Annotated in this window: 13 protein-coding genes; 4 read left to right on the top strand and 9 right to left on the bottom strand. The window is 60.6% G+C overall.

Going from position 1 to position 13,275, the window contains the following annotated elements:
• The first annotated feature begins 8 nt into the window (after nt 1–8).
• A complete protein-coding gene (locus ACP7B7_RS06905) occupies nt 9–1,061 on the top strand; it encodes a bifunctional UDP-4-keto-pentose/UDP-xylose synthase (protein WP_426076152.1) in 1,053 nt (350 codons plus the stop codon).
• A gap of 43 nt (nt 1,062–1,104) precedes the next feature.
• On the opposite strand, the gene ACP7B7_RS06910 is transcribed toward ACP7B7_RS06905, so the two are convergent.
• Nucleotides 1,105–1,239 carry a hypothetical protein gene (locus ACP7B7_RS06910; protein ID WP_426076153.1) on the bottom strand — a complete coding sequence of 45 codons (135 nt, stop codon included), beginning with the start codon at nt 1,237–1,239 and terminating at the stop codon, nt 1,105–1,107.
• Between the two features lie 312 nt (nt 1,240–1,551).
• On the opposite strand from ACP7B7_RS06910, the gene ACP7B7_RS06915 reads away from it, so the two are divergent.
• On the top strand, nt 1,552–1,983 hold the full coding sequence (locus ACP7B7_RS06915; RefSeq protein ID WP_426076154.1) for an EamA family transporter: 432 nt from the start codon (nt 1,552–1,554) through the stop codon (nt 1,981–1,983).
• On the opposite strand, the gene ACP7B7_RS06920 is transcribed toward ACP7B7_RS06915, so the two are convergent.
• From ACP7B7_RS06920 to ACP7B7_RS06955, 8 genes are all read right to left on the bottom strand, one after another.
• Nucleotides 1,967–3,358, bottom strand: a complete 1,392-nt coding sequence (locus ACP7B7_RS06920; protein ID WP_426076155.1) for a UDP-glucose dehydrogenase family protein — start codon at nt 3,356–3,358, stop codon at nt 1,967–1,969. The two genes, ACP7B7_RS06915 and ACP7B7_RS06920, sit on opposite strands and share 17 nt — an antisense overlap.
• A gap of 140 nt (nt 3,359–3,498) precedes the next feature.
• A complete protein-coding gene (locus ACP7B7_RS06925) occupies nt 3,499–5,670 on the bottom strand; it encodes a TonB-dependent receptor (protein WP_426076156.1) in 2,172 nt (723 codons plus the stop codon).
• A gap of 478 nt (nt 5,671–6,148) precedes the next feature.
• On the bottom strand, nt 6,149–6,892 hold the full coding sequence (locus ACP7B7_RS06930; RefSeq protein ID WP_426076157.1) for a phosphatase PAP2 family protein: 744 nt from the start codon (nt 6,890–6,892) through the stop codon (nt 6,149–6,151).
• 199 nt (nt 6,893–7,091) lie between these two features.
• Nucleotides 7,092–7,745 (bottom strand): response regulator, encoded by a 654-nt coding sequence (locus ACP7B7_RS06935; RefSeq protein ID WP_426076158.1) that lies wholly within the window; start codon nt 7,743–7,745, stop codon nt 7,092–7,094.
• Nucleotides 7,746–8,010: 265 nt separating this feature from the next.
• Complete coding sequence (locus ACP7B7_RS06940; RefSeq protein ID WP_426076159.1) at nt 8,011–8,730, bottom strand: DUF72 domain-containing protein; 720 nt, start codon at nt 8,728–8,730, stop codon at nt 8,011–8,013.
• A 69-nt stretch (nt 8,731–8,799) separates the two neighbouring features.
• Nucleotides 8,800–9,555 (bottom strand): UDP-2,3-diacylglucosamine diphosphatase, encoded by a 756-nt coding sequence (locus ACP7B7_RS06945; protein ID WP_426076160.1) that lies wholly within the window; start codon nt 9,553–9,555, stop codon nt 8,800–8,802.
• 90 nt (nt 9,556–9,645) lie between these two features.
• Nucleotides 9,646–10,137, bottom strand: coding sequence for a peptidylprolyl isomerase (locus ACP7B7_RS06950; protein WP_308922045.1), 492 nt, complete (start codon nt 10,135–10,137; stop codon nt 9,646–9,648).
• Between the two features lie 78 nt (nt 10,138–10,215).
• Nucleotides 10,216–10,842 carry a peptidylprolyl isomerase gene (locus ACP7B7_RS06955; protein ID WP_426076161.1) on the bottom strand — a complete coding sequence of 209 codons (627 nt, stop codon included), beginning with the start codon at nt 10,840–10,842 and terminating at the stop codon, nt 10,216–10,218.
• 289 nt (nt 10,843–11,131) lie between these two features.
• Between ACP7B7_RS06955 and cysS the strand changes: the two genes are divergently transcribed.
• Both cysS and ACP7B7_RS06965 read left to right on the top strand, forming a co-directional pair.
• Nucleotides 11,132–12,529: a cysteine--tRNA ligase gene (gene cysS, locus ACP7B7_RS06960; protein WP_426076162.1), complete on the top strand. Its 1,398-nt coding sequence runs from the start codon at nt 11,132–11,134 to the stop codon at nt 12,527–12,529.
• A complete protein-coding gene (locus tag ACP7B7_RS06965) occupies nt 12,526–13,230 on the top strand; it encodes a DNA-3-methyladenine glycosylase family protein (protein ID WP_308922042.1) in 705 nt (234 codons plus the stop codon). The genes cysS and ACP7B7_RS06965 overlap by 4 nt, the downstream gene beginning before the upstream one ends.
• Nucleotides 13,231–13,275: the final 45 nt, after the last annotated feature.

Consider the following 13,275-nt stretch of genomic DNA (forward strand, 5'->3'; position numbering starts at 1 on the left):
AAATATCCATGAAAAAAGTCCTTATCCTCGGCATCAACGGTTTTATCGGCCACCACCTGTCCAAGCGCATCCTGGAAACCACCGACTGGCATGTGTACGGCATGGACATGAATTCGGACCGCATCACCGATGTGCTGGAGAATCCGGCATACGCCTCGCGCATGCATTTCTTCGAGGGCGACATCACCATCAACAAGGACTGGGTCGAGTACCACGTCAAGAAATGCGACGTGATCCTGCCGCTGGTGGCGATTGCCACGCCGTCGACCTATGTCAAGCAGCCGCTGCGCGTGTTCGAACTGGACTTCGAAGCCAATTTGCCGATCGTGCGCTCGGCCGCCAAGTACGGCAAGCACCTGGTGTTTCCGTCGACCTCGGAAGTGTATGGCATGTGCCACGACGAGGAATTCGATCCGGAAAACTCGGAACTGATCTGCGGCCCGATCAACAAGCCGCGCTGGATCTATTCGAACGCCAAGCAGCTGATGGACCGCGTGATCTGGGGCTACGGCATGGAAGGCCTGAACTTCACCCTGTTCCGCCCGTTCAACTGGATCGGCGCCGGCCTCGATTCCATCCATACGCCGAAGGAAGGCTCGTCGCGGGTGGTGACGCAGTTCTTCGGCCATATCGTGCGCGGTGAAAACATTTCGCTGGTCGACGGCGGCGCGCAAAAACGCGCATTCACGTATATCGACGACGGCATCGATGCGCTGATGCACATTATCGCCAACCAGAACGGCGTTGCCAGCGGCAAGATCTACAATATCGGCAATCCGGGCAATAACTATTCGATCCGCGAGCTGGCCGGCATGATGCTGGCCCTGGCCGCCGACTACCCGGAATACGCCGACGGCGCGCAGCATGTGAAAATCGTGGAAACCACCTCGGGCGCCTACTATGGCGCCGGCTACCAGGACGTGCAGAACCGCGTGCCGAAGATTACCAACACCTGCGAAGAACTGGGCTGGGCACCGACCACCTCCATGAGCGACGCGCTGCGCCATATTTTCGACGCCTACCGTAGCCAGGTGGCCAGCGCCAGGGAACTGGTCAACTGATATGGAATTGCTTGCTGGTCTAGCCGCCAGCCGGCTACCGGCGTTATGCCAGCATGTTGTCGATCGCCAGGCGCAGGCCTTCGGCATGCGGGAGCCAGTACGACATGACGTCCCATACGATCAGCAATAACACGCTGAGCAACAGCCACTGCAGCAACAATTCCTGGAATCTGAGCACTGTTCTCTCCTTGATGTTGTTGTGCCAGTCTAGCATCGGCAAAGTGCCTGCAAGCGGGTTTCGTTGCTGCTGTTGCTGGCAGAACGCACGCCAGGTGCACAGGCTTGAAACAAGCGGTTTGCAAGGGTACGGCAGGGCGGCGGCGCCCTGCAATTGCGCCGCCGGCGGCTATGCAATTGCAAGCAAGTCAGGCCGCTGGCCACATGCTGGTGGCATGTCGATCGTTACCCGATGTGTGCGCTTCATGCATCGCTCATGCCATGGCGGGCATGACCGTACCGTCCTATCATCTCAGCAATGGAAAGCCGTGCCATGACACCTGCTTTGAACTGGATCGCCTTTGCGCTTGCCTCGGCCGTATTCGCCGCGCTGACGGCGATTTTTGGCAAGTTGGGCGTGATCGGCCTCAATTCCAACCTGGCGACGTTTATCCGTACCGTCGTCATCCTGGCGGTGATTGCCGGCATCGTCACGCTGCGCGGCGAATGGCGCAGCCCGGCGGGTATCGGCCTGCGCAGCTGGATATTCCTGGTACTGTCCGCGATCGCCACCGGCCTGTCCTGGCTGTGTTACTACCGCGCCTTGCAGCTGGGCCCGGTCAGCAAGGTCGCGCCACTGGACAAGCTCAGCGTGGCGCTGGCGATCATTCTCGGTGTGTTGTTCCTTGGTGAAACCCTGACCTGGCCGGCCGCGCTGGGCGCCGCCCTGATTGTCGCCGGTTCCATCATCATGGTGGTGTTCTAGACCGGGTCAATGTGCGTGTCAGGACCGGGCGGCCGATGCCGTGGTATTCGATGCCGGTAGCCAGCATGGTATCGGGCTCGAACAGGTTGCGCCCGTCGAAGATCACCGGCTGCTTCAGGGATTGTTTGATCTGCTCGAAGTTGGGGCTGCGGAAGGCCTTCCATTCCGTGACGATCACCAGCGCATCGGCGTCGACCAGCGCGTCGGCCGGAGTGGTGGCATAGCGGACATGGGCCAGTTGCTCCGGCGCCAGGTCCAGCGGCAGCACGCGCTGCGCCTCCGCCATCGCCACCGGGTCATGCACCGCCACCGTGGCGCCGCGCGCCAGCAAGTCGGCCAGCAGCACCCGCGCCGACGCTTCGCGCATGTCGTCCGTGTTCGGCTTGAAGGCCAGGCCCCAGATGGCGAAGTGACGCCCGGCCAGGTCATTGCCGAAGCGTTTCACGATCTTGTCGCCGAGGATATGCTTTTGCCTGTCGTTCACGGCTTCGACGGCGCGCAGTATCAGCAGTTCCTGGCCATGCTGGCTGGCCGTGCGCTCCAGCGCCTGCACATCTTTCGGGAAGCACGAGCCGCCATAGCCGCAGCCGGCGTACAAAAAGCTGTAGCCGATGCGCGGATCGGAGCCGACGCCGCGGCGCACCGCTTCGATATCGACGCCGACCTTGTCGGCCAGGTTGGCCAGTTCATTCATGAACGAGATGCGCGTGGCCAGCATGGCATTGGCCGCGTACTTGGTGAATTCGGCCGAACGCACGTCCATCCAGTAGGTGCGTTCGTGGTTGCGGTTGAACGGCGCATACAGGCGGCGCAGCAGGTCGCGCGCGCGTTCGCCGTCAGGCGTGGCATCGACGCCGATGACGATGCGGTCGGGCCGCATGAAGTCTTCGACGGCCGCGCCTTCCTTGAGGAACTCGGGGTTCGAGGCCACCGAGAAGGTGGCGTTGGCGGCGCGCAGGTCCAGTTCGGCCTGGATGGCGGCGCGCACTTTTTCGGCCGTGCCGACCGGCACCGTCGACTTGTCGACAATGACCTTGTAGTCGTTCATGTACTTGCCGATGCCGCGCGCCGCGGCCAGCACGTATTGCAGGTCGGCCGAGCCGTCCTCGTCGGGCGGCGTGCCGACGGCGATAAACTGCAGCACGCCGTGATGGGCAGCCGCTGCCACGTCAGTGGAAAAGGTCAGGCGGCCGGCGGCGCGGTTGCGCGACACGACTTCTTCCAGGCCAGGTTCGTGGATGGGGATGCCGCCGTTGTTGAGCAGCGCGACTTTTTTCGCGTCGAGGTCCAGGCAAAAGACATTATTGCCCAGTTCGGCCAGGCAGGCGCCTGTCACCAGGCCTACATAGCCGGTGCCGATAATGGTGATGTTCATAGTGATGCCAGATCAAGAGTGAATCGGAGAAAAGAGCGTGGCGGCGCCATATTGCGGGCGCCTGGCGTTGCGCATCCATCAAGGCCACGCGCTCCCGTTGCCATGGCCCACACTGTTGCAACAGCGCGGGCCAATCATGTTTAGTACGAGAAACTGGCTGTCACGACCGCCGAGCGTCCGGCTGCCACGGAAGCGTAATTGCCGTATGCCTTGTCGTAGTACTTTTTATCGCCCACGTTGTACAGATTGAGCTGCAGGGACAATTGCTTGCTCACCGTGTAGGAGGCCATCATGTCGAACTTGGTATAGGCAGGCACGCCGACCGTGTTCGCCGCATTGGCATACTGCTTGTCGACCGAGGTCACGCCGCCGCCGATTTTCAGTTGCGGCAGCAGGCGGTAGGTGGTCCACAAGGTATAGCTGTTGCGCGGCGTCAGGGGGAACTGCTTGCCCAGGTTGGCGCCGGTCGGCCCGCCGTCCCTGACTTCGCTGTCCAGGTAAGTGTAGCCGGCAAACATGTCCCATTGCGCCCCCAGCTTGCCGGCCACGCCCAGTTCCACGCCTTCCACATTCTGCCTGCCGGCATTGATGGTGTGGCCCATGCCGTCCGAAATGCGGGCATTGCTCTTGACCGCCTGGAACACGGCGGCCGTCAGCGACAGGCGCTGGTCCAGCACTTCCCACTTTGTGCCCAGTTCGATATTGCGGCTGCGCTCCGGCGACAGGTCGGCGGTCGCCGCGGCGATCGCGTCGCCGCCCTGGCCGCCATCGACGCCGACCGGATTGGACGACGTGCCCCACGAGGCATACACGCTGCCATTGGCGACCGGCTTGTAGACCAGGCCCAACTGGTAGTTGGCGAAATTCGTATCGTTCTGCAGCGAGGTCGCCTTGACGGTGGCGCTGGCATCGGTGGTGGCCCTGGTGCGATAGCTGTCAAAACGCGCGCCGGCGTTCAGCAACCACTGCGGATTGAAGGTGACCGTGTCGAACACATAGGCCGAGGCGGTGGTGGTGGTGGTGTCGAGCACGGGGTAGGCCGGTTCCGTCCGGGTGTAGGAACCGGTCCAGGGGTTGCGCGGATTCCAGTCGCTGGCCGAGGTGCAGTTGTAGGCCACCTTGCACGAGGCGCCGGGGCGCAGGTTGCCGCCTGCGCTGTCGAGCACATAGTAATTGTCGCGCTGGCTCTTTTCACGGCTCAGTTCCAGTCCAGTCACCAGGCTGTGCCGCAGGCCGCCCAGTTGCAGCTGGCCCGTCAATTCGGTCTGGTTGGTCAGCGATTTCATGCCGAAGATACCGCTCTTCGCTTCCAGCAGCAGCGTGTCGCCGGTGGTGCCGGACCACTGCGGATTGGTGGCGATGTAATCGAGCCTGGTCCTGGAAAACTGCGTCACATTGCGCAGCTTGAAGCCGCCGCCAAGATCATGCCGTACTTCGGCCTGGGCGATGTCGGCCGTATTCTTGATGAAGTCGCGGCTGGTCAGGCCAAAGAAGCGGCTGCGCGGCACATCGAGCGGTTGCCCGCCCGTGCGTGCGTAAGGCACGGCATAGTCGGGCATGTCATCGGATTGCATGTGGTAGTAGCTCAGCATGACCTGGGTCGGACCGCCGAGGCCGAACGTGACGGACGGTGCGATGCCCCAGCGGCTGTAATCCACGGTATTGCGGCCGGGCATGTTCGCCTCATGCCACATCAGATTGAGGCGGCCTGCCGTGCCGTCGCCCAGTGCCCGATTCGCGTCCAGGGTGCCGCGCGCGTAACCGTCGCTGCCGACACCGATCGCGGTATTGGTGAAGTCGCCCACCTTGGCCACCTTGCTGACGATATTGATGCTGCCGCCCACCGATCCGCGGCCAGTGTAGACCGAACTTGGCCCCTTGACCACTTCGATTTGTTCGATGGCAAACGTTTCACGGCTTTGCGCGCCCGCGCTGCGCATGCCGTCGATGAACAGCGAGCTGCTCGAATCGAAGCCGCGCATGCTGGGGTGATCGCCGCCTGGCGCACCGAAGGCGTCGCCACCCTTGAAGGAAATGCCGGGGACGGAGCGCAAGGCATCGTTCAGGGTGGCCGCCTGGGTTTCCTTGAGCAGTTCCGCCGGGATCACGGTCACCGTGCGCGGGGTATCGATCAGCGGCGCCGTAAATTTGTTCGATGCCGACGCCTTCACCTGCAGACTGTTTTCAGCCTGCCCGGTGATGGTGATGGTCGGCATGGTGTTCTCTGCAGCAGCAGGGATGTCGTTCGCATGAGCGGCCATCGGCGCCAGCAAGGGCGCGACCATGAACAGGGTGCGTATGGCATGCGCCATGGGAGTCGCTCGCAACACGACAGTCTTGTTTGATTGCATACTGAAAATCTCCTGAAAACCGGCGGCATCAATACGATGATGCCGTCAGGGCAGGGCCGGCATTGCCGGTCCGGATGATGGAATCATGAGCCGCCCGCGCCTCGCGGATCGAAGTACGCATATAGAGCGGCTCACATGACACGGGTTACATCTCAACTTGTTTCTGTAAATGAGAATGAACCGCATTATCATTTGCGGACGACATGACCGGAAGAGCGAATGCAATATATTTCACAAATGTAGTAAATGTACGACGGCTTCATATTTCCTTCATGTTCGGTCTGCTAAGGAGGCGCCAGCCAGGCAAACCGATCGACAGGTCGCCTGGTCCCGACCAGATTGACCAAGCGCGTGGCGATTGACATGGCCGTAATGTCCGCGAGCACTTCAGTACCGCAGTGGGGATGTCAAACGAGTGGAGCGGCCGGGAATCTGACCGTTAGCATTTCATGGAATGCAGGGTCTGCCGGCCGTTGCGTGCTTGTGGCGTTTCGTCGGTACGGAAGAAATGATAGAGAAAATAGACAAGGTAGCAGGCGATCCAGGCCGACCATAAGGTCTGCGTAAAAAATTGTGTCCCCTGCAGTTGCAGCATATAGCCCAGCAGAAGGCCACCGAGCAACAGCAGGGCGCCGATCGCCGTGGCAATGCGGGGGTGCCTGGGTATCCAGAATGCCATCAGCGCCAATAGCCACCAGACATGGCCGGATTCGCTCGCAGGAAGGCAATTGGTCCCGGCGACTCTTTCCGGCGCCGTTTCAATCAGCCGCGTGTAAGCTTCGACACCACCGTAGCGCTGCAGATCCACCGGGCAAATCGCCTCGCTCAACAGGGAAAACAAGGTGATCGCTGGGGGTATCAGAACTGCCGAACCCGCGAAAACGCGCAAGCCCGTGCGATGTGGCGCAAGCCAACTGCATGGCCTCAATCCATCCAGGAGCGCCAGTGCCATGGCGGCAATCGCCGACGCCATCAAGAGATACTGGAAGGCCAGATAAGCCGATGCCTCTGTCAAGCGATGGACTTGCCAGGCAAATTGTCCCCGGGCCTGGTCAAACATCGTGTCGGCCATCAGGAGGTCGATATGGCTGAAATTGCCGATCAGTAATATCAGAATACCGGATCCGATGAGGAGACAGTCGATACTTTTCAGGCTTTTGAAGCATCGGAAATTGTCTCGCATGATGTTCCTCTTCGTAATATAACAATCAATCAGCTGCGGCACTGGCAACCTTTTCGCTCATGCTACTTGTCAAAGATGAAGTGGCGATGAAATGGCCAGGATGATTGCTGGCGTAGCCGTTCAGATGCGCGGGATTATGTCTTCATGCGCAGTTGGCCGCTTTTCCCGGCCAGGTTCGGCATGGGGACATGCTCGTGCATCAGCGCAGCCTGTAACCCACGCCACGTACCGTTTGAATAAAATCAGTGCCAAATTTCTTACGCAGTTGATAGATGTAGACATCGACGGTGTTGCTTTCTATTGCCTGATCCCAGCTATACAACTTGTCTTCAAATTGGCGCTTTGACACAACCGTGCCGGGTTTATCCAGCAAGGCATGCAACACGGTAAATTCTCTGCGGCCAAGCTTGACAGATTCGCCATGAAAAGTGACCTCGCGACTGGCCAGGTCCAGTGCCAGGTCTCCAAAGACCAGCATCGTGCCGGCATGGGCGCTGCGCCGGCGGAGCAAGGCGCGGATGCGCGCCAACAGCTCGTCAAGATCAAAGGGCTTGGCCAGATAGTCGTCGGCGCCCGCATCCAGGCCTGCCACGCGTGCCATCGTTCCTTCCCGGGCCGAAATAATCAGCACCGGCAGATCTGCACCAGCCGCGCGCGTGCTTCGCAAGATGTCCATGCCATTCTTGCCGGGCAGATTCAGATCCAGTAGCAGCAGATCATAAGCATGTTCCTTCATGGCGAATGCCACGTCAGCGCCATTGCGCACCCAGTCCACGGCATAGCACTCGCCGCGCAGGCCGTCCACCATGCTCTCGCCGATCATGGGATCGTCTTCCACCAGCAACAAACGCACGGCGTCTCCCTCGTAGCGTTCAACTCATCAAAAAAAAGCAGGCATGTCGTGCGCCGGCTGTCTCATCTCCCCAAGTTGCCTTGATGGTCATGGTGTTTTGAGCAACCTTCTTGTGGCGCGCATCTGCCTGGCCTGCGCGGAGACCGAAACTGGCCATCCTTTGCCATGCAGACCATAATTTACTCAGTGAAGATGAACGGATCATGAAGCAATGGGAGGACCAGCACCGCGACGGCGCTGCACTGCAAGCTTGAGTGGCACGAGGCTAGCTTTTGTGCAGTCGTTGCAAGTCCAGCGCATTGAGCAGCGCCGCGCCGGACGCCGTATTGTCGAAGATGCACCAGCTGCCGTTTGCCGTCTGCGTGCGCAGCTCGGTGGACAATGCGGCAAGAAAGTCAGGCGAGTAATCCGAGTAATAGATCTTCGGGCTGCCGTGCAGGCGGATATACGCGACCTCGGTGGTCGGCACATGCGGACCCGGCTGGCCGGCGGGCGGATCGGCGCGCACGCGGGTGATGCGGCGTGCGCGCAGCAGGGCGGTGGCCGCCTCGCCGAACCAGCTGGGGTGGCGTGCTTCGAAGGCCAGCATGCCCTGGAAATGCCCGCGCAAGTCATCGAAAAAGCTGGCGGCCACGCTGGCGTCGAAACGCAGGCTGGGCGGCAGTTGCACCAGCACGCAGCCCAGCTTGTCTTCCAGGTGCGCCACTTCGCCGGCAAACCGTTCCAGCTCCGCCGTGTAATGTTTCAGGCGCAGCTCGTGCGTGATGCTGCGCGGCAGCTTGACGCTGAAGCGAAAGTGTTCGGGCACGCTGTCGGCCCAGCGCGCATAGGTCGTCGGCTGGTGCGGCCAGTAGAACGAGGTATTGATTTCGGCGCAGTCGAGCACCCGGCCATAGCGCTGCAGATGGCTGCCTTCGCCGGGAAAGTGACTGGAGGCCGCGCTGGAAATACCCCAGCCGGCCGTGCCGATATACAGTGTGGACATGCCGCCATTACAGCAGAGGCGGGCAGGCAGGCTTGTCGGACGCCATCCCGTGGCGGCGTCGGTAAAAGGCTAGTCGATCATGGCGCCGTCCAGCGCGTGGCGCGTGATGGCGCCGTGGCCATCGACGGCGATCCAGCCGCCGCGGACTGGCTGGCCGGGTTGCACATCGCATTCCCAGTCCGGCAGCACATAGCGCAAGTTGCCGTCGACTTCATGCAGGGCCGGGCGGTGCGTGTGGCCGTGGATCATGATCGTGCTGGCCTGTTCGGCAAATACCTGCGCCACCGCATCGGGGCTGACGTCCATGATGTCCATCGCCTTTTCGCCGTTCTGCTCGCGGCTGTTCTTGCGCAAGCCGTCGATGATGGCCTTGCGCTGCGCCAGGGGCATGGCCAGGAATTGCCGTTGCCAGGCCGGCTGGCGCACCATGGCGCGAAATTCCATATACGCCGCATCCCTGGTGCATTCGGCGTCGCCATGCAGCAGCACGATGCGCTGGCCGGCAATCGTGGTGACGTGCGGTTCGCTCAGCAGGGTGGCGCCGGCGGCCGCGGCAAAGCCGGAGCCGACCAGGAAATCGCGGTTGCCGGCGATCCAGTAGACGTGCACGCCCGCATCGCTGACGGCGCGTATCGCCGCTGTCATGCGCGCATTGAACGGGTCTTCCAGGTCGTCGTCGCCGGCCCAGTATTCGAACAGGTCGCCCAATAAATACAGGGCGTGCGCGTGTTGCGCATGGTGTTCAAGAAAGGAAAGAAAAGCGGCGCTGGTGCGCGGGTGCGAGCGCTGCAGGTGCAGGTCGGAAATGAAGAGTGCGGCAGGCATTATCATCGTTCAACGCTCCCCTGATCAAGATGGTTCATGGAAACAAGAAGAACGTGGCAATGCCTGTGATTCATGTTGCGTGCGCCGAAATTACGCGGCTTCGACTTTTTCGATGATGACATCGGTGGTCGGCACGTCGGCAAACATGCCGGCGCGCGTGGTTTTCACGGCGCGGATGGCGTCGACCACTTCCTTGCCTTCGGTAACTTTACCGAACACGGCGTAGCCCCAGCCGTCCTGGCCTGGATAGTCGAGGAAGCTGTTGTTCTTGATATTGATGAAGAACTGGGCCGATGCCGAGTGCGGGTCCGAGGTGCGGGCCATGGCCAGGGTGTAGGTATCGTTTTTCAGGCCGTTCTTGGCTTCGTTTTCGACGGTGGTGTCGGCTGGCTTTTGTTTCATGCCTGGCTCGAAGCCGCCGCCCTGGATCATGAAGCCGTCGATCACGCGGTGGAAAATCGTGTTGTTGTAGTGGCCGGCTTCCATATAGGCCAGGAAGTTGGCAACCGTTTTCGGCGCTTTTTCAGCGTCCAGCTCAGCGGTGATCTTGCCCAGGTTGGTGGTGATGATTACGGAAGTCATGATAGTCCTTTTGTTTGGGTGAAATATTTCGTGCCCTGGCAGGCTGTGTCGGCAAGCCGGGGCGGCAAAAACGCTATTTTACAGTTTTGCGGGCGCTTGTTTGAGCAAGGTGGCCGATTCGATCACCACCGGCGTGACGGGCACGTTCTGGTGCGGCCCCTTGTCGGCCACCGGCACCGCCTTGATCTTGTCGACCACGTCCATGCCTTTGATAACCTTGCCGAACACGGTGTAGCCGTAACCATCGCGGCCCGGGTAGTCGAGTGCGCCGTTATTGCCGACATTGATAAAGAATTGCGAGGTGGCCGAATGCGGGTCGCCGGTGCGCGCCATGGCGATGCTGTAGGTGACGTTCTGCAAGCCGTTCTGCGCTTCGTTCTGGATCGCCGGCTTGGTGGCTTTCTGCTTCATGTTCTTGTCGAAGCCGCCACCCTGTATCATGAAGCCGTCGATAACGCGGTGAAACACGGTGCCCTTGTAGTAGCCGCTTTTGACATACTGCAGAAAGTTCGCCACGCTTTTCGGCGCTTTTTGCTGATCCAGTTCCAGCACGATTTCGCCCATGCTGGTTTTCAGGGCCACATGCGGAGTCGGGTCCAGCGTAGCAGGGTTGGCTGCCACCACCGCGCCACCCAGGGCCAGGCCGGCGAACAGCGTGAAAAAGCGCGCCAGAAAGGGCAGGCGCGGGGATTTTGTCTCTTGCATAAGAATGTCCTTGAGCGTTATTTTTCTTTAAGCTTGTTCAAAATGTAAAGAAGTGAAAGAAGTGTTGAACTTCGGTTGAACTTCGTAAAAACCTGATTCATATCGGGCCAGTATGGTTTTTATCAATGTTATACTTGCCCGCTAACGCCTAATTCTAACAAACAAGAACAACAATACAGCGGGTAGCTCAGTCTCGGCGCACACGGCGGTTCAGTGGCGCGGCACCAACGGTGTCCGCGCCTGTCTGTCGTTTTCCCCGGGCTGGCTGCCGCTCCACCAGTAAAGTACGATGAGCAATCTAAAGATTTACAACACCCTGGCACGCGAAAAGCAGGTCTTTGTCCCGATGGAAGCGGGCAAGGTCCGCATGTATGTGTGCGGCATGACCATCTACGATTACTGCCATATCGGCCATGCGCGCATGATGATGGCGTTCGACGTGATCTACCGCTGGCTGAAAGCCTCCGGCCTGGACGTGACCTATGTGCGCAACATTACGGATATCGACGACAAGATCATCCGCCGCGCGGTGGAAAACGGCGAAACCATTTCGCAGCTGACCACCCGTTTCACGCAGTACATGGACGAGGACACGGCGGCGCTGGGTATTTTGACGCCCGATCACGTGCCGCGCGCCACCGAGTACGTGCCACAGATGCTGAGCCTGATCGAGCGCCTGGAAAGCAATCACCTGGCCTACCAGGGCGAGGATGGCGACGTCAATTACGCGGTGCGCAATTTCCCCGGCTACGGCAAACTGTCGGGCAAGTCGCTCGACGACCTGCGCGCCGGCGAGCGCGTCGATGTGAATACGGGCAAGCGCGATCCGCTCGACTTCGTGCTGTGGAAGTCATCCAAAGAGTCGGAACCCGACGAAGTCAAATGGGATTCGAAATGGGGCAAGGGTCGCCCGGGCTGGCATATCGAGTGCTCGGCCATGGCCTGCGCCTTGCTGGGCGAACAGTTCGACATCCATGGCGGCGGCGCCGATCTGCAGTTCCCGCACCATGAAAACGAGATCGCCCAGTCCGAAGGCGCGTTTGGCCACACCAGCGTCAACTACTGGATACACAACGGCTTCGTGCGCCTGGACAATGAAAAAATGTCCAAATCCCTGGGCAATTTCTTTACCATCCGCGAAGTGCTGCAAAAATTCGATGCCGAAGTGATCCGCTTCTTCATCCTGCGCGCGCACTACCGCAGCCCCCTGAATTATTCCGACGTGCACCTGGACGACGCGCGCCTGGCGCTGACGCGCCTGTACACGGCGCTGGCCGAGGTGACGGTGGAAGCAGGCGCGATCGACTGGAGCGAAGCCCATGCCGTGCGTTTTGCCGAGGCGATGGACGACGACTTCAATACGCCGCTGGCGGTGGCCGCGCTGTTCGACCTGGCCACGGAAGTGAACAAGAGCAAGTCGCCGGTGCTGGCGCGTCAATTGAAGGGCCTGGCCGGCGTGCTGGGCTTGCTGGAGCGCACGCCGCAGCAATTCCTGCAAGCGACCGTGGGCAGCGCCGCCGGCGGCAATGACGAGGCTGCCACCATCGAGCACGCGATTGCCGCGCGCAGCGCCGCCAAGAAAGCGCGCGACTTTGCCGAGTCCGACAAGATCCGCGCCGAGCTGTTGCAGGCCGGCATCATCCTGGAAGACAAGCCTGACGGCTCGACCAACTGGCGCCGCGCATGATGTCCAACACCAGGGAAAACGGGGAAACTCCCAGCGCGGCGGCGTCGGCGACTGTGATTCAGGTGCCATCCTACTGGGAAGAGGCGAAGATCGAGCTGATGAAGCGCGACCGCATCATGAAAAAGCTGATCCCGCAATTTGGCGACCTGCATCTGGTCGGCCATAGCGACCCGTTTACCACCCTGGCCCGCTCGCTGGTGGGCCAGCAGATCACGCCCAAGGCCGCCGACCTGGCCTGGAAAAAGCTGCTGCTGGCTTGCCCGAAATGCACGCCCTCGCAAGTGCTGAAGGCGGGCGCCGAGCAATTGTCTGCCTGTGGCTTGTCCAAGCGCAAGACCGAATACCTGCTGGACCTGGCCGACCACTTCAAGGCCAAGCGCGTGCACGCCAGCCAGTGGGGCGAAATGGATGACGAAGCCGTCATCGCCGAACTGGTGCAAATCCGCGGCATCGGCCGCTGGACCGCCGAGATGTTCCTGATTTTTAATTTGTTGCGCCCGAATGTGCTGCCGCTCGATGACCCCGGCTTGATCCAGGGCATCAGCGTCAATTACTTTTCCGGCGAACCTGTTTCACGCAGCGATGCGCGCGAGGTGTCCGCCAATTGGGAACCGTGGCGCACCGTGGCAACCTGGTATTTATGGCGCAGTCTCGACCCTGCTGCGGCTGCTTCTGCCAGCGATACAGGCCCCCGCGCCTGAGCTGGTACGGTAAAATAACCATCAATAACGCCGCGCGCCCTGGTG

The sequence above is a fragment of the Janthinobacterium sp. PSPC3-1 genome (assembly GCF_049896105.1).
Classification (GTDB): Bacteria; Pseudomonadota; Gammaproteobacteria; order Burkholderiales; family Burkholderiaceae_D; genus Janthinobacterium.